11 protein-coding genes are annotated in these 15,356 nt (G+C 55.3%); 10 read left to right on the top strand and 1 reads right to left on the bottom strand.

Annotation, left to right across the window (positions count from 1 at the left end):
- The first annotated feature begins 137 nt into the window (after nucleotides 1–137).
- Genes ppk1 through tehB form a run of 3 tightly spaced genes read left to right on the top strand, consistent with a single transcriptional unit; the run spans nucleotide 138 to nucleotide 4,392 of the window.
- Nucleotides 138–2,198: a polyphosphate kinase 1 gene (gene ppk1 / locus ACQE3Z_RS01035; RefSeq protein ID WP_085070783.1), complete on the top strand. Its 2,061-nt coding sequence runs from the start codon at nucleotides 138–140 to the stop codon at nucleotides 2,196–2,198.
- Between the two features lie 6 nt (nucleotides 2,199–2,204).
- Nucleotides 2,205–3,731, top strand: a complete 1,527-nt coding sequence (gene ppx / locus ACQE3Z_RS01030; RefSeq protein ID WP_426971718.1) for an exopolyphosphatase — start codon at nucleotides 2,205–2,207, stop codon at nucleotides 3,729–3,731.
- Nucleotides 3,732–3,789: 58 nt separating this feature from the next.
- A complete protein-coding gene (gene tehB, locus ACQE3Z_RS01025) occupies nucleotides 3,790–4,392 on the top strand; it encodes a tellurite resistance methyltransferase TehB (protein ID WP_426971716.1) in 603 nt (200 codons plus the stop codon).
- Here the strand turns inward: tehB and ACQE3Z_RS01020 are convergent, their stop codons facing one another.
- Complete coding sequence (locus ACQE3Z_RS01020) at nucleotides 4,393–6,603, bottom strand: EAL domain-containing protein (protein ID WP_426971715.1); 2,211 nt, start codon at nucleotides 6,601–6,603, stop codon at nucleotides 4,393–4,395.
- Nucleotides 6,604–6,864: 261 nt separating this feature from the next.
- Between ACQE3Z_RS01020 and ACQE3Z_RS01015 the strand changes: the two genes are divergently transcribed.
- The 7 genes from ACQE3Z_RS01015 to hutH all read left to right on the top strand — a co-directional run bounded on the left by ACQE3Z_RS01015 (nucleotide 6,865) and on the right by hutH (nucleotide 15,302).
- Nucleotides 6,865–7,053, top strand: coding sequence for a YfgG family protein (locus tag ACQE3Z_RS01015; RefSeq protein WP_426971714.1), 189 nt, complete (start codon nucleotides 6,865–6,867; stop codon nucleotides 7,051–7,053).
- A 104-nt stretch (nucleotides 7,054–7,157) separates the two neighbouring features.
- Nucleotides 7,158–8,594 (top strand): magnesium transporter, encoded by a 1,437-nt coding sequence (gene mgtE, locus ACQE3Z_RS01010; RefSeq protein ID WP_426971713.1) that lies wholly within the window; start codon nucleotides 7,158–7,160, stop codon nucleotides 8,592–8,594.
- A gap of 195 nt (nucleotides 8,595–8,789) precedes the next feature.
- Nucleotides 8,790–10,019 (top strand): imidazolonepropionase, encoded by a 1,230-nt coding sequence (hutI, locus tag ACQE3Z_RS01005; protein WP_426971711.1) that lies wholly within the window; start codon nucleotides 8,790–8,792, stop codon nucleotides 10,017–10,019.
- On the top strand, nucleotides 10,016–10,969 hold the full coding sequence (gene hutG / locus ACQE3Z_RS01000) for a formimidoylglutamase (protein ID WP_426971710.1): 954 nt from the start codon (nucleotides 10,016–10,018) through the stop codon (nucleotides 10,967–10,969). Before hutI ends, hutG begins: the two co-directional genes overlap by 4 nt.
- Before the next feature lie 68 nt (nucleotides 10,970–11,037).
- Nucleotides 11,038–11,775 (top strand): histidine utilization repressor, encoded by a 738-nt coding sequence (locus tag ACQE3Z_RS00995; protein ID WP_426971708.1) that lies wholly within the window; start codon nucleotides 11,038–11,040, stop codon nucleotides 11,773–11,775.
- Nucleotides 11,776–12,085: 310 nt separating this feature from the next.
- Nucleotides 12,086–13,771, top strand: coding sequence for a urocanate hydratase (gene hutU / locus ACQE3Z_RS00990; protein ID WP_426971707.1), 1,686 nt, complete (start codon nucleotides 12,086–12,088; stop codon nucleotides 13,769–13,771).
- Nucleotide 13,772: 1 nt separating this feature from the next.
- Entirely contained in the window at nucleotides 13,773–15,302 is a 1,530-nt protein-coding gene (gene hutH / locus ACQE3Z_RS00985) for a histidine ammonia-lyase (RefSeq protein WP_426971706.1), read from the top strand.
- The last annotated feature ends 54 nt before the right edge of the window (nucleotides 15,303–15,356 follow it).

Here is a 15,356-nt window from a genome sequence, read left to right as displayed (position 1 = left end):
CCTTGTATTGAAGCCGCTATGTTGCCCGTAGCTCTCTGATATGACAACCATTGAGGTTAGACATTGCTGCCATACTCTCGCCATAATGAAATCGGAAACTGGATACCCTCGTCTCAAATCAGCACAACGGAGCCATAATGGGTCAGGAAAAGCTTTACATAGAAAAAGAACTGAGCTGGTTATCCTTTAATGAACGCGTACTGCAGGAAGCCGCAGACAAGACTAACCCGCTGATCGAGCGCATGCGCTTTCTGGGCATTTATTCGAATAACCTGGAAGAGTTTTATAAGGTGCGCTTTGCCGACCTGAAGCGGCGCATTTTGATTGGCGAGGAACAGGGGTCACCCAACACGCCGCGTCATCTGCTAAAGAAAATTCAGCAGCGCGTCCTGCGGGCCGATCAGGAGTTCGATGGTTTATATAACGATCTGCTGCTGGAGATGGCGCGTAATCAGATCTTCCTGATTAACGAACGGCAGCTGTCGCCTAATCAGCAAAGCTGGCTGCGTCACTACTTTAAGCATGAGCTGCGCCAGCATGTGACGCCGATTCTGATAAATCACGATACCGATCTGATTGAGTTCCTGAAGGATGATTACACCTATCTGGCGGTGGAGATTATTCGCGGCGAAGATATCCGCTATGCCCTGCTGGAAATCCCCTCTGATAAAGTGCCGCGCTTTGTTAATCTGCCTGCAGAGTCGCCACGCCGCCGCAAGCCGATGATCCTGTTGGATAACATTTTGCGTTACTGCCTGGACGATATTTTCAAAGGCTTTTTTGACTACGACGCGCTTAACGCCTACTCCATGAAAATGACGCGTGACGCCGAGTACGATCTGGTTACCGAAATGGAATCGAGCCTGCTGGAACTGATGTCCTCCAGCCTCAAACAGCGTCTTACCGCCGAGCCTGTGCGCTTTGTTTATCAGCGCGATATGCCCAATGCGATGGTTGAGCTGCTGCGTAATAAGCTGAATATCTCTAATTACGACTCTATCGTCCCGGGTGGGCGTTATCATAATTTCAAAGATTTCATCAGCTTTCCGAACGTGGGCAAAACCAATCTGGTGAACAAGCCGATGCCGCAGCTACGGCATATCTGGTTCGACGGCTTTCGCAACGGTTTCGATGCGATCCGTAATCATGACGTGCTGCTTTATTATCCTTACCACACCTTTGAACATGTGCTGGAGCTGCTGCGTCAGGCGTCATTCGATCCCAGTGTGCTGGCGATTAAGATCAATATTTATCGCGTAGCGAAGAACTCACGCATTATTGATGCGATGATCCACGCCGCCTATAACGGCAAAAAAGTGACGGTGGTGGTAGAGCTGCAGGCGCGTTTTGATGAAGAGGCCAATATTCACTGGGCCAAGCGCCTCACCGAAGCGGGCGTGCATGTGATCTTCTCGGCGCCGGGCCTGAAAATTCACGCCAAGCTGTTCCTGATTTCGCGCCGTGAAGGCGATGAAATTGTGCGCTATGCCCATATCGGCACCGGTAATTTCAATGAAAAAACCGCGCGCATTTATACCGACTACTCCCTGCTTACCGCCGATGCGCGTATCACCAATGAGGTACGCCGGGTATTTAACTTTATTGAAAACCCCTATCGCCCGGTAAGCTTTGATTATCTGATGGTGTCGCCGCAGAACTCGCGCCGCATGCTCTATCAACTGATTGATGAAGAAATTGCCAACGCGCAGCAGGGTATCCCGGCAGGGATTACACTGAAAGTGAATAACCTGGTTGATAAAGGTCTGGTGGATCGTTTGTATACCGCTTCCAGCGTGGGCGTGAAAGTGAATCTGCTGGTGCGCGGCATGTGTTCACTGATCCCTAATCTTGACGGGATCAGCGACAATATTCGCGTAACCAGCATTGTTGACCGCTATCTGGAGCACGATCGCGTTTATATTTTTGATAACGGCGGTGATAAAAAAGTCTTTCTCTCTTCCGCCGACTGGATGACGCGCAATATCGATTACCGCATTGAAGTGGCGGTGGCCATCCTTGATCCTGTTCTGAAACAGCGCGTGCTGGATATTATTGCCATCCTGTTAAGTGATACTGTAAAAGCCCGCATTATTGATAAAGAACTGAGTAACCGTTATGTGCCGCGTGGAAACCGCCGTAAGGTGCGAGCGCAGCAGGCCATTTACGAATACATCAAATCTCTGGAACAACCTGAATAACTCACTATGCCGATATCCCATAAGAATATGCCACGACCGCAAGAATTTGCCGCTATTGACCTCGGTTCCAATAGCTTTCACATGGTCATTGCCCGCGTGGTGGATGGCGCAATGCAGGTGCTGGGCCGTCTGAAACAGCGCGTGCACCTGGCGGACGGGCTGGGCGCGGATAACGTGCTGAGCGAAGAGGCTATCCAGCGCGGACTTAGCTGTCTGGCGCTGTTTGCTGAGCGTCTGCAAGGCTTCAGCGCCTCGAACGTGACCATTGTCGGTACGCATACGCTACGCCAGGCGGTTAATGCAGAAGATTTTCTGCGGCGCGCGGCGGAAGTGATCCCCTACCCGATTGAAGTGATCTCTGGTCATGAAGAGGCGCGCCTGATTTTTATGGGCGTTGAGCATACACAGCCGGAAAAAGGCCGCAAGCTGGTGATTGATATCGGCGGCGGCTCTACCGAGCTGGTAATCGGGGAAGATTTTGAACCCAAGCTGGTAGAGAGCCGCCGTATGGGCTGCGTCAGCTTCGCCAATCTCTATTTTCCCGGCGGTGTGATTAGTCAGGAAAATTTCCGCCGCGCGCGTCTGGCTGCGGCGCAAAAACTGGAAACGCTGGCCTGGCAATATCGGCTGCTCGGCTGGCAATACGCGCTGGGCGCTTCCGGCACCATCAAGGCTGCTTGCGAAGTGCTGCAGGCGATGGGCGAAAAAGAGAAACAGGTGACGCCGGAGCGGCTGGAAAGGCTGTATGACGAAGTGATGAAGCACAAATCCTTCGCCGCGCTGAGCCTGCCTGGCCTGTCGGAAGAGCGGAAAGCGGTATTTGTGCCGGGTCTGGCCATCCTTTGCGGCGTATTTGATGCGCTGGCGATCCGCGAGCTGCGTCTTTCCGACGGCGCCCTGCGCGAAGGGGTGCTGTATGAGATGGAAGGCCGCTTCCGCCATCAGGATATTCGTAGCCGTACCGCACAGAGCCTGGCGAATCATTACAATATCGACAGCGATCAGGCGCGACGCGTGCTGGAAACCACCGATGAACTCTGGCAACAGTGGCGCGATCAAAATCCCCGACTGGCTAATCCTCAGCTCGCATCGCTGCTGCAGTGGGCGGCACTGCTGCACGAAGTTGGCTTAACCATCAACCACAGCGGTATGCAGCGCCACTCGGCCTATATCCTGCAAAACACCAACCTGCCCGGTTTTAATCAGGATCAACAGTTGCTGCTGGCTACGCTGGTACGCTATCACCGTAAAGCGATCAAGAGTGACGATCTGCCGCGTTTTACGCTGTTTAAAAAGAAACAGATCCTGCCGCTGGTGTTTTTGCTGCGTCTTGGCACGCTGCTGAATAATCAGCGCCAGGCGACCAATCGCCCGGAGCGGCTGACATTGACCACCAACGAAGGGCACTGGACGCTGCGCTTCCCGGCCGGATACTTCAGCCAGAATACGCTGGTCCAGCTCGATTTAGAGCGTGAGCAGGCGTACTGGGAGGATGTTACCGGCTGGAAGCTAGTGATAGAAGAAGAGGCGTAACGCACGCCGGCGAATTCGGGCGGCGCTTCCTCCGCCCGCATCAACCAGAAAAAAGAAGATGACGATACGTCCGGATAACTATTTTACTGAAAAATATCAGCTTACCGCCACGCACTCCGAAGTGGTGGCGGCGTTACCTTTCCTGACGCCAGGCAAAGCGCTGGATGTAGGCTGCGGCAGCGGACGCAACAGCCTGTGGCTGAATATGAAAGGGTTTGAGGTCACCGCCTGGGATAAAAATCCGCAAAGCATTGAGCGGCTGAACCAGATCATTGCTGCCGAAGCGATCGGCGGCATTGAAACGCAGGTTACCGATCTCAACAGCGTACGTTTTAACGGCGCGTATGATTTTATTCTTTCCACCGTCGTGATGATGTTTTTACAGCCGGAAACCATTCCGCAGCTGATTGCCGATATGCAGGCCAGCACCGTCAAAAACGGCTATAACCTGATTGTCGCCGCGATGGATACGGACGATTATCCCTGCCCGATCCCCTTCCCTTTCACCTTTAAATCAGGTGAATTGAGCCACTACTACCGCCAATGGCAGATTATCAAATATAACGAGCATGTTGGTCAGCTGCACAGAACGGATGAGAACGGCAACCGTATTAGCCTGCGATTCGCCACGCTGCTGGCAAAAAAGGCGCCGGCAGAATAATCAGCTCTCTATCAGCGTGGTTAGCGGCTGCGGCTCGCTGATGGCGAAGCCCTGTAAATAGTCGATGCCCAGCCCGCGCAGCGCAGCCGCGACCGCATCTGATTCAACGCACTCCGCCACGATCTGCATCCGCTTCAGCCGGGCGACGCGGCAGATAGATTCAATAATTTGATAGTCCAGCGGGCTGTGCAGCATATTCTGGATAAAGCTACCGTCAATTTTCAGCATATCAGCCTGCAGGGTTTTCAACTGCAGGTAGCTGGCATAGCCCGCGCCGAAGTTATCAATCGCAATGCGGCATCCCAACCGACGCAGGGAATTAATGGTGCGATAGCCTGCTGAAAAGTGCCTGTTTCCGGCGGCCTCGCTGATTTCCAGAATCAGTTGCCACGGCTCAACCTGATGCTGCTTAAGCAACTGCTCCAGCTCGCTGACAAAGTGCGGACGATAAAGGCTGGCGGCATGAATATTGATAGCAAAACGCATCGCCGGCAAACGCGTCCGGCTGCTATCGATAAAGCTCAGCGCATGATTTAATACCCAGCGATCCATTTCCCATGTCAGACCAAACTCCTGCACTATCGGTAAAAAATGCTCAGGCGCCAGCTGTTCTCCCTGCGTATTCACCAGCCTCAGCAGCAGCTCATGGTAATCATCGCCGCGTAAGCCCTCAATACGCTGCGCCATCATCACAAAGCGCTCGTTATCCAGCGCCTGCTGAACTTCATCCAGCAGCGCCAGCTTTTCTTTCACCAGGCGCTGAGCGGTAATGTTGTCCTGCTGCAAGCTTTCCGGCTGATGGCTACGCAGAGAAATTTCAGCCATTTCACTAAGCTGTCCCAGCAGCCCTGGTAAATTACTTACCGGCGGCACTATATGACAAAAGCTGATGCCGATATCGGGCTGTAACGGCAATCCCTGCCAGCGCAAACTGTAGCGTTCGATGCGGCTGCTTATCTGTTCGATACGCGTCTCATAGGTGGCTTTGTCCAGACGCAGCGCCAGCGCAAAGCCAGGCAAATGGTAAATTACCTCTTTGGGCTGCAACAATGGCTGTAGGTATGCCGCCAGCCGACGCTTATATTCAACGCGCAGATCCAACCCCCAGGTTCGGCTAAGGCGATCGAGATCGGGAATGCGTAAAAAACAGAGCGTGGAGGAAGCCTGCTGCGCCAGCATCGCTTTGAGCGCACGCAGATTCGGCAGATCCACCACCGGATCCACCAGCGCCGCCTCGCGTGATTTCTTAATCAGCCTGCGCTGGCGCACGCCGTTGACGCCAATAAAGTACAGAATTAACGACCATATCAGCAGATTAGTGGTATTGAGGGCCAGGTGCAGCGACAGTTCGGGCTGGGTACGAAATTGATAGAGTAAAATCAGCACCAGCGACCATGCCAGCGCGGAGATGAGATAGCCGAAGCGCGCCGATGCCCATAGCATGACGGGCAGCAGCAGCAGCAAGGCAAAGTCTCTGATTGCCTGGTTATGCAGCTCGCGATTCATTAACATCAACAGGATAAGCAGCGACGTCAGCAAAATCAGCCAGCCCCTGATTTCTACAGCGCTCACGCTTTCCGCGATCTGCTGGCGCAACAGGTTAACCTGACGGGAAAAGTAGCGCGTATGGCGAAAACAGCGGATCGCCATATAGTAAAGCGGCAGGATCGCCACACAGGATATCAGGATGGCCTGATAGTTGATCAGCGTGCGTAACGTCAACGGATTGCGGTTAAAAATCGAGAGGGCCACGGGGATAACTTTCATCGTTACCATCGTTTGCAGCAAAAATACCAGCAGCGTCGGCAGAAGAAAGCCGATCCAGAACAGCCGCATTATGCCCAGCCCTTGCGTACCGGGCGTCGCCCCCCATCTGCGTCCAGCCCAGATGCGGTAGCCCAGCCAGCAGATGCTGATTGCGCTAACAAACAGGATGCAGGTGATCAGCGCGGGCCCTGGCGAAAAAATCATTAAATAATGCCATAAAAGCGCCAGCGCAATGCCGGGCAGTGCCGCCCAGTCAAACACCATCAGCAACGCCACCGTTAACGTCACCGGTAAAAACAGCAGATAAACCGGACCGTCTGGCAGCAGCAGCTTGACCGATAAAGCGCTGGAAAGCGGCATCAGCAATAATGCCAGCCATAACGGGACGCCCCACCAGCAGCGTCGGAATTGACTAAGCGATGACAGGTTATATCCGGTAAACAAAACGGCCCCTTCGGAATGATAAAGCGTGCAGCGAATGCTGCCTCAAGCAAAACCGCTCTCATACTAAGTTCCGGCAGGCTTTCAGGCTTGATATACGTCAAACATTCTTATTAAAACCGCTTTAGTCTGCCCGTTGTTTAGCTCACAGACCGATTATATCGGTTAGTTTTCCTGAACCGGCTGATAGCACGACATTGACCTGACGGTAACGCTGTGCCTAAATTGTCTCACCGCCTCCGGGCCAGCTACAGGAGTCCCTGCGTGAACAGCATTACCTCATTGCGAAAACGGCGTAAAACTGGCCGCATGACCCGCATTGTGTTGTTAATCAGCTTTATCATATTGATTGGTCGTTTGTTGTTTGTTTTGCCCGGCGCGTTTCAGCATCATCAGGATAAAAAAACCAATGCCGGGGTGCCCATGACAATTCAGCCCGTCAATAAAGAGTAATGACGCGAGCGTTAAGTTGCCTTAACTGAGACAACTTACCCTCTCTTCATGCCTGTAGAAAACAGCGGGCTTATGCCCATGCTTCCGGACACAAGGGAATTTTTATGTCTGTATCCCAAGCCCAATCTCAAGCCCGGCAGCTCGCCGATACCCGCAGCCGTATTCTGACACTTTTACTTAATGAGCCGGAACTGATAGAAAGCCTGCTGCAGCCGCAGGAGCACTCGCCGTTGTCGGCAGAACTGTCGAGGCATATTGACAGCCTGCGCCAGGATCTTGCCCTGCTGCATGCGGCGGATATTGCCGATATTCTTGAAGCCCTGCCGGAAGAGGAGCGCCAGGCGCTGTGGCAGCTGGTGGATAACGACCGTCGCGGTCAGGTGCTGGTAGAGGCGTCGGAAACCGTCTGGGAAAGCCTGACTGAAGTCATGAGCGATAAAGATATTCTGCAGGCCATTGCGCCGCTGGATATTGACGATCAGGCTTATCTGGCGAAATATCTGCCGCGCGATCTCACCGGACGGCTGCTTACCACGCTGGACCCAACGCTGCGCGCCCGCGTACTGAACGTGGTGCATTTCGACCGCGATCGCGTTGGTCGCATCATGGACTTTAACTTCATTACCGTACGCGCCGATGTCGATCTGGCGACGGTGCAGCGCTTTTTACGACGCCGGCGCGCCATCCCGGAAGGCACCGATAAGCTGTTTATCACCGATAAAAACAATGTGCTACTGGGTGAGCTGCCGCTTACCGATATTTTGCTGAACCAGCCCGACACGCCGGTTTCTTCAGTGATGAACGATCGCCCCAATACTTTTCGTCTGGATGATAAGGCGGAAGATGCCGCTGGCGCTTTTGAACGCTATAACCTGATTTCCGCCGCGGTGATTGATGCGCAGGGCAAGCTGATTGGCCGCGTGACAATTGAAGATATTATCGACCTGGTAAATGAAGAGAACGAAAGCAATATCCGTAAAATGGGCGGCCTGAGCCAGGAAGAAGAGGTTTTTGCGCCGGTAAAAAAGGCGGTGCGCACCCGCTGGACCTGGCTGGCGGTGAATCTTTGCACGGCGTTCATCGCTTCCCGGGTGATTGGCCTGTTCGAAGAGACAATTTCGCAACTGGTGGCGCTGGCGACGCTGATGCCGATTGTGGCGGGTATCGGTGGTAATACCGGCAACCAGACGATTACCATGATCGTGCGCGCGCTGGCGCTGCATCAGGTCGAGCCTGGGAACTTTAATTTTCTTTTTATGCGTGAGCTGGGCGTGGCGCTCATCAATGGCCTCTTCTGGGGCAGCATCATGGGCGGCATCACCTGGCTGATGTATGACAACCTGGCGCTGGGCGGCGTGATGATGCTGGCGATGGTCCTTAACCTGCTGCTGGCGGCGATGGTCGGCGTGCTGATCCCGTTGGTCATGACCAAACTCAACCGCGATCCGGCCATTGGCTCCAGCGTGATGATTACCGCGCTGACCGACACCGGCGGCTTCTTTATTTTCCTCGGTCTGGCAACGCTGTTTTTGCTGCACTGAAACAGCCCGGCATCACTTCTCACTGACAGGCCTTCGGTTTACCGCAGGCCTTTTTTCTGCCTCCTCTTCCTTTCAGTCATAAGAGCATTGGCCGCTGCCCTCACAAATCGCCAACATTATCGCCGGGTTTTGTTGACAATTTGTTGTAGGTGAAAATAAATGTATAGACAACCCATGACAAGTGGAAGGTAAACCGTGCTTCTTGCTGCTCACGATGTTGTCTGGCGCAATGCCCGTCTGGCAACGTTCGATCCCGATCGTCAAACGCCTTATGGATTGCTGGATAATCACGATCTGGTTATTCGCGACGGCCATATTTTGGCTATTTTACCGGCGTCCACCGCCTCTGGTGGTACGGTTCACGACCTTCAGGGGCGGCTGGTCACCCCAGGCTTAATCGACTGCCATACCCATTTAGTGTTTGCCGGCAACCGCGCCGCTGAATGGGAACAGCGGATGAACGGCGTCTCCTATCAACAAATCAGCGCCCAGGGCGGAGGAATTAACGCCACGGTTGCCGCAACCCGTCAGGCCCCGGAAAGTGAGCTGCTGAAGCTGGCTACCGCACGGCTGCAACGGCTGATGAATGAAGGGGTAACCACGCTGGAAATTAAATCTGGCTACGGGCTTACGCTGGAAGATGAAGCGAAAATGCTGCGGGTGGCGCGCCAGCTGGCGGCTCAGCATCCGGTGGACATCAGCCCGACGCTGCTCGCCGCCCATGCGGCGCCCGCTGAATATCGTCACGATAAAGATGCCTGGATCAGCCTGATTTGTGAAACCCTGCTGCCACAGCTGTGGCAAGAAGGCCTGTTTGAAGCGGTCGATGTGTTTTGTGAAAGCGTGGGCTTCACGCCGCAACAGTGCGAGCGGGTATTTGCTGCCGCACAGCGTTACGGTATTCCGGTTAAAGGCCACGTTGAGCAGCTCTCGTTGCTGGATGGCGCGCAGCTGGTGAGCCGCTATCGGGGGCTGTCGGCAGATCATCTGGAATATCTGGATGAGCAAGGCGTGCGGGCGATGCGCGCCAGTAATACGGTAGCGGTACTGTTACCAGGCGCATTTTATTTCCTGCGGGAAAGCCAGCGTCCGCCGGTAGAAATGCTGCGCCGCCATCAGGTGCCGATCGCGGTAGCCACCGATTACAATCCTGGCACCAGCCCTTTCGCCAGTCTGCATTTATCTATGAACATGGCCTGCGTTCAGTTCGGCCTGACGCCGGAAGAAGCCTGGTCGGGCGTAACGCGTCATGCGGCTCAGGCGCTGGGCCGACAGCATACGCACGGTCAGCTTAAAGCGGGCTTTATCGCCGATCTTGCCATCTGGGAGGCGGAGCAGCCGGTGGAAATGGTTTACGAGCCGGGCCGCAATCCGCTTTATGCACGGGTCTTTCGCGGTCAAATTACGCACGGGAGCGCATTATGAAACAGTGGCGTCCCACCTCTGCTGAGGTCTGGCAGGGTCGCGACGATAGCGGAGAGGCAGCTAACGCCCTGCGTCTGTTCCAGACCATTATCTGCAGCACAACGTTTTGCCCTGAACAGCTACCCGGCGATATTGCGCTGCTGGGATTCGCCTGCGATGAAGGGGTAAGACGCAACCACGGACGAACCGGCGCTGCTCAGGCACCCGCTATACTGCGTCGCGCCCTGGCCAATCTGGCCAGCCATGCGGAACATACGCGACTGGCAGACTGCGGCGATATTTTTGTCGAACAGGATAACCTGGAACAGGCGCAGCAGGCGTTGCGCGAAGCGGTACTCGCCTGTCAACGCGCCGGGAAACGCACGTTGGTGCTGGGCGGCGGCCATGAAACCGCTCTGGGGCATGGCCTGGGAGTGCTGGATGCCTTCCCGCAGGAAAAGGTGGGCATAATCAATCTGGATGCGCATCTGGATTTACGCCATGCGCCGCAGGCCACCTCAGGCACACCGTTTCGTCAGCTGGCGCGCTATTGCGAAACGCAACAGCGCGACTTTCGTTACGCCTGCTGCGGCTTAAGCATGGCGGCCAATACGCAGGCGTTGCTTGATGAGGCAGCCTGTCGTCATGTGACGATCGTAGAGGATTTACACTGTCTGAGCGCGCCGACAGAGGCCATTGCGCAGCTTGAGCAGTTTATGGCGGGTCTCGATCGCATCTATCTCACCATCGATTTAGATGTACTGCCCGCCTGGGAAATGCCGGCGGTCTCTGCCCCTGCCGCGCTCGGCGTTCCCTGCGCAATATTGTTGCAGTTGCTGGCAGCCATTTGCCGCAGCGGCAAACTCCAGGCGGTGGATCTGGTGGAGTTTAACCCTGCGCGCGATCGGGACGGGCAAGGGGCAAGCGTGGCGGCGCGCATCGCCTGGCAGGTCGCGCGCTGGTGGGGATAAATTACTGAATCCGGGATGGAATTGGGTATACTTATTGCCATCAGCCAGGCAGCCGCAAGGAATATCGCATGTTTTTATCCCGATCCCGGTCTACCGCCGCCAGCGCGCCCGTGCCCTTGTACGCGAAGGTCAAACAGGCCATCAGTAAACAAATCAGCGCTGGCGTCTGGCGTCCTCACGATCGCATCCCTTCGGAAGCGGAACTGGTGGCGCAGTTTGGCTTCAGCCGAATGACGATCAACCGCGCGCTGCGGGAACTCACCGATGAAGGCCTGCTGGTGCGTCTGCAGGGCGTTGGCACCTTTGTGGCGGAACCCAAAGGCCAGTCGGCGCTGTTTGAAATTCGTAGCATCGCTGATGAAATTACCGCACGTCATCATCAGCACCGCTGTGAGGTGCTGAAACTTGAACAGATCAAGGCTGATTTTACCCAGGCAGCCGCGCTGGACGTGGAGGAAGGCACGCCGGTTTTCCATTCAGTGATGGTTCATTTTGAAAACGACGTGCCAGTGCAGATTGAAGATCGTTGCGTTAACGCAATGGTTGCCCCGCATTACCTGCAACAGGATTTTACCGCCACCACCCCGCATGCTTATCTCTCTCTGGTCGCGCCGCTTACCGAAGGTGAGCATATTGTCGAGGCGGTAAAATCAACGCCTGAAGAGCAGATGCTGCTGCAGATTGACGATAGCGAACCTTGCCTGCTGATCCATCGTCGCACCTGGTCAACGCAGCACATTGTTTCCCATGCCCGCCTTTTATTCCCCGGTTCACGCTATCGTTTACAGGGTCACTTTATGTCCTAATGCCGGTCAACGTTGCCGGCGAAATTTATGTAAAAGCGCTGTGAAATCCGTGATAGCTAACGCAAATTTTTCTAAAATATCCTACCTCATTTACCCATTGATAAATAACAGAAAAAATCATTAACTGCTGGCGGGCGCCCTTTCCTCTTATTCATATCCGTTTGATTTTTAAAAGTTTTAATTGTGTCTTAATTGTTAAATATCGGCTTGCGCACATTTGTATATACAAGTATATGTGTTTGCATTCTCTCTCTGATTCGCTTCGCCGAAGCAGATAATTTTTTCATGCAACCATCAGGAGTTAACCGCGATGTCGCAAAGCAAATACCGCGCGCAGGAAATTCGCGCCCCACGCGGAACCACGCTTAATGCCAAAAGCTGGTTCACCGAAGCGCCGCTACGTATGTTGATGAATAACCTCGATCCGGACGTGGCGGAAAATCCGCATGAGCTGGTGGTATATGGCGGCATTGGCCGTGCGGCACGCGACTGGGAGTGCTTTGATGCCATTGTCGCCGCGCTTAAAAAGCTGGAAGACGACGAAACGCTGTTGATTCAGTCCGGTAAGCCGGTCGGGGTTTTTAAAACGCACGAAAATGCCCCGCGCGTATTGATTGCCAACTCCAACCTGGTGCCACACTGGGCCACCTGGGAGCATTTCAATGAGCTGGATGCCAAAGGGCTAGCCATGTATGGCCAGATGACCGCCGGAAGCTGGATCTATATCGGCAGTCAGGGCATCGTTCAGGGCACCTATGAAACCTTTGTTGAAGCGGGACGTCAGCATTACAACGGCGATCTGAAAGGACGCTGGATCCTGACCGCAGGTCTGGGCGGAATGGGCGGCGCGCAGCCGATGGCGGCGACGCTGGCAGGCGCCTGCTCGCTGAATATTGAATGCCAGCAAAGCCGTATCGATTTCCGCCTGCGTACGCGTTATGTCGATGAGCAGGCCGATTCACTTGATGACGCGCTCAACCGTATCAGGAAATACACTGCGGAAGGCCGGGCGGTTTCTGTTGCGCTGTGCGCTAACGCGGCGGAGATCCTGCCGGAGCTGGTGAAACGCGGCGTGCGTCCGGATATGGTTACCGACCAGACCAGCGCGCACGATCCGCTGCACGGTTACCTGCCGAAGGGCTGGCACTGGGAAGAGTACCAGCGTCGGGCGCAGACCGAGCCGCAGGCGGTGACCGAGTCGGCGAAACGTTCTATGGCCGACCATGTCCGCGCGATGCTGGCGTTTAAAGAGATGGGCGTTCCGGTTTTCGATTACGGCAATAACATTCGCCAGATGGCAAAAGAGATGGGTGTGGCAAACGCTTTTGATTTTCCTGGTTTTGTGCCTGCCTATATTCGTCCGCTGTTCTGCCGTGGCATTGGTCCCTTCCGCTGGGCGGCGCTTTCCGGCGATCCGCAGGATATCTATAAAACCGACGCTAAAGTTAAAGAGCTTATTAAAGATGATAAACATCTGCACCACTGGCTGGATATGGCGCGCGAGCGCATCAGCTTCCAGGGACTGCCCGCGCGCATTTGCTGGGTAGGCCTGGAGTGGCGACAGAAGCTGGGCCTGGCGTTTAACGAAATGGTACGCAGCGGTGAGGTTTCTGCGCCCGTCGTTATCGGCCGCGACCATCTGGATTCGGGATCGGTAGCCAGCCCTAACCGCGAAACCGAAGCGATGCGCGATGGTTCAGACGCCGTCTCTGACTGGCCGCTGCTGAATGCGCTGCTTAATACCGCCAGCGGCGCGACCTGGGTTTCTCTGCATCATGGCGGCGGCGTGGGCATGGGCTTTTCTCAGCATGCCGGGATGGTGATTGTGTGCGACGGCAGCGACGACGCGGCGGCCCGCATCGCTCGCGTGCTGCATAACGATCCGGCGACCGGCGTGATGCGCCATGCCGATGCCGGTTATGACATCGCTATCAACTGCGCGGTAGAACAACACCTTAACCTGCCGATGATCGCCGCTACTCAGGAGAAACGCTGATATGAACCTCACTCTTCATCCCGGCACGCTTACGCTTGCTCAGTTACGTGAGATATACAGCCATCCCGTCCATATCGAACTGGATGAGCGCGCTATTCCGGCTATCAATAACAGCGTAAACAGCGTTAACACCATTCTGGCTGAAGGCCGCACCGCCTACGGCATCAATACCGGTTTTGGCCTGCTGGCCCAGACCCGCATCCCGGCGGAAGATCTGGAAAATCTTCAGCGCTCGCTGGTGCTTTCCCATGCGGCAGGCATTGGCGAACCGCTGGACGATAGTCTGGTTCGCCTGATGATGGTGCTGAAAATTAACAGCCTGGCACGCGGTTTTTCCGGCATTCGTCTCAGTGTGATTCAGGCGCTGATAGCGCTGGTGAATGCGCAGGTTTTTCCATTAATCCCGGCCAAAGGGTCGGTGGGCGCATCGGGCGACCTCGCGCCGCTGGCACATATGTCGCTGACGCTGCTTGGCGAAGGCAAAGCGCGTTATCAGGGAGAGTGGTTACCGGCGGCAGAAGCGTTGAAAAAGGCCGGGCTGGAGCCGATTACACTGGCCGCTAAAGAGGGGCTGGCGCTGCTTAACGGCACCCAGACCTCTACCGCCTTTGCATTGCGCGGTCTGTTTGAAGCGGAAGATCTGTTCGCATCTGCGGTGGTATGCGGCGCGTTAACCACCGAGGCGGTGCTTGGCTCGCGCCGTCCGTTCGATGCACGCATTCATGAAGCGCGCGGCCAGCGGGGGCAAATTGATACGGCGGCGCTGTTCCGTCATCTGTTAACCGACAGCAGCGAGATCGCTAAATCGCATCAAAACTGCGACAAGGTTCAGGATCCCTATTCGCTGCGCTGTCAGCCGCAGGTGATGGGTGCCTGTCTGACGCAGCTTCGCCAGGCGGCGGAGGTGTTATTGATCGAGGCTAACGCGGTATCTGATAACCCGCTGGTGTTCGCTGATGAAAACGAAGTGATATCGGGCGGCAATTTCCACGCCGAGCCGGTGGCAATGGCGGCGGATAATATTGCGCTGGCGATCGCCGAGATAGGTTCGCTTGCCGAGCGGCGCGTGGCGCTGATGATGGATAAACACATGTCGCAGCTGCCGCCTTTCCTGGTTAAAAACGGCGGTGTTAATTCAGGCTTTATGATTGCGCAGGTGACCGCCGCTGCGCTGGCCAGCGAGAACAAAGCGCTGGCGCACCCGCACAGCGTGGACAGCCTGCCCACCTCCGCCAATCAGGAAGATCACGTCTCTATGGCACCCGCCGCCGGACGGCGACTGTGGGAAATGGCTGCCAATACGCGCGGCGTGATTGCCGTGGAGTGGCTCGCCGCCTGCCAGGGCGTTGACTTACGTGAGGGGCTAAAAACCAGCCCTGCGCTGGAGAAAGCGCGTCATATCCTGCGCGAGCAGGTTACTCACTATACCCAGGACCGTTTCTTTGCGCCGGATATCGAGCGCGCCGCTGAGCTGTTGAGCGCTCGTCATCTGACGACGCTGCTGCCTGCCGTACTGCCCAGCTATCAGTAATTGTTGTTCTCTGCTCTGCCGGGAAACGCTCCCGGCAGCCATGCGCATATTCCA

The sequence above is a fragment of the Pantoea sp. FN0307 genome, assembly GCF_050113815.1.
GTDB classification, from domain to species: domain Bacteria; phylum Pseudomonadota; class Gammaproteobacteria; order Enterobacterales; family Enterobacteriaceae; genus Mixta; species Mixta alhagi.
This window is presented reverse-complemented; position numbering and strand designations above follow the sequence as displayed.

What these genes read in the sequence shown, in the direction of transcription:
- ppk1 (WP_085070783.1), top strand. Translation starts at nt 138, where the DNA reads ATGGGTCAGGAAAAGCTTTACATAGAAAAAGAACTGAGCTGGTTATCC.
- mgtE (WP_426971713.1), top strand. Translation starts at nt 7,158, where the DNA reads ATGTCTGTATCCCAAGCCCAATCTCAAGCCCGGCAGCTCGCCGATACC.
- hutH (WP_426971706.1), top strand. Translation starts at nt 13,773, where the DNA reads ATGAACCTCACTCTTCATCCCGGCACGCTTACGCTTGCTCAGTTACGT.
- ACQE3Z_RS00995 (WP_426971708.1), top strand. Translation starts at nt 11,038, where the DNA reads ATGTTTTTATCCCGATCCCGGTCTACCGCCGCCAGCGCGCCCGTGCCC.
- hutU (WP_426971707.1), top strand. Translation starts at nt 12,086, where the DNA reads ATGTCGCAAAGCAAATACCGCGCGCAGGAAATTCGCGCCCCACGCGGA.
- tehB (WP_426971716.1), top strand. Translation starts at nt 3,790, where the DNA reads ATGACGATACGTCCGGATAACTATTTTACTGAAAAATATCAGCTTACC.
- hutG (WP_426971710.1), top strand. Translation starts at nt 10,016, where the DNA reads ATGAAACAGTGGCGTCCCACCTCTGCTGAGGTCTGGCAGGGTCGCGAC.
- ppx (WP_426971718.1), top strand. Translation starts at nt 2,205, where the DNA reads ATGCCGATATCCCATAAGAATATGCCACGACCGCAAGAATTTGCCGCT.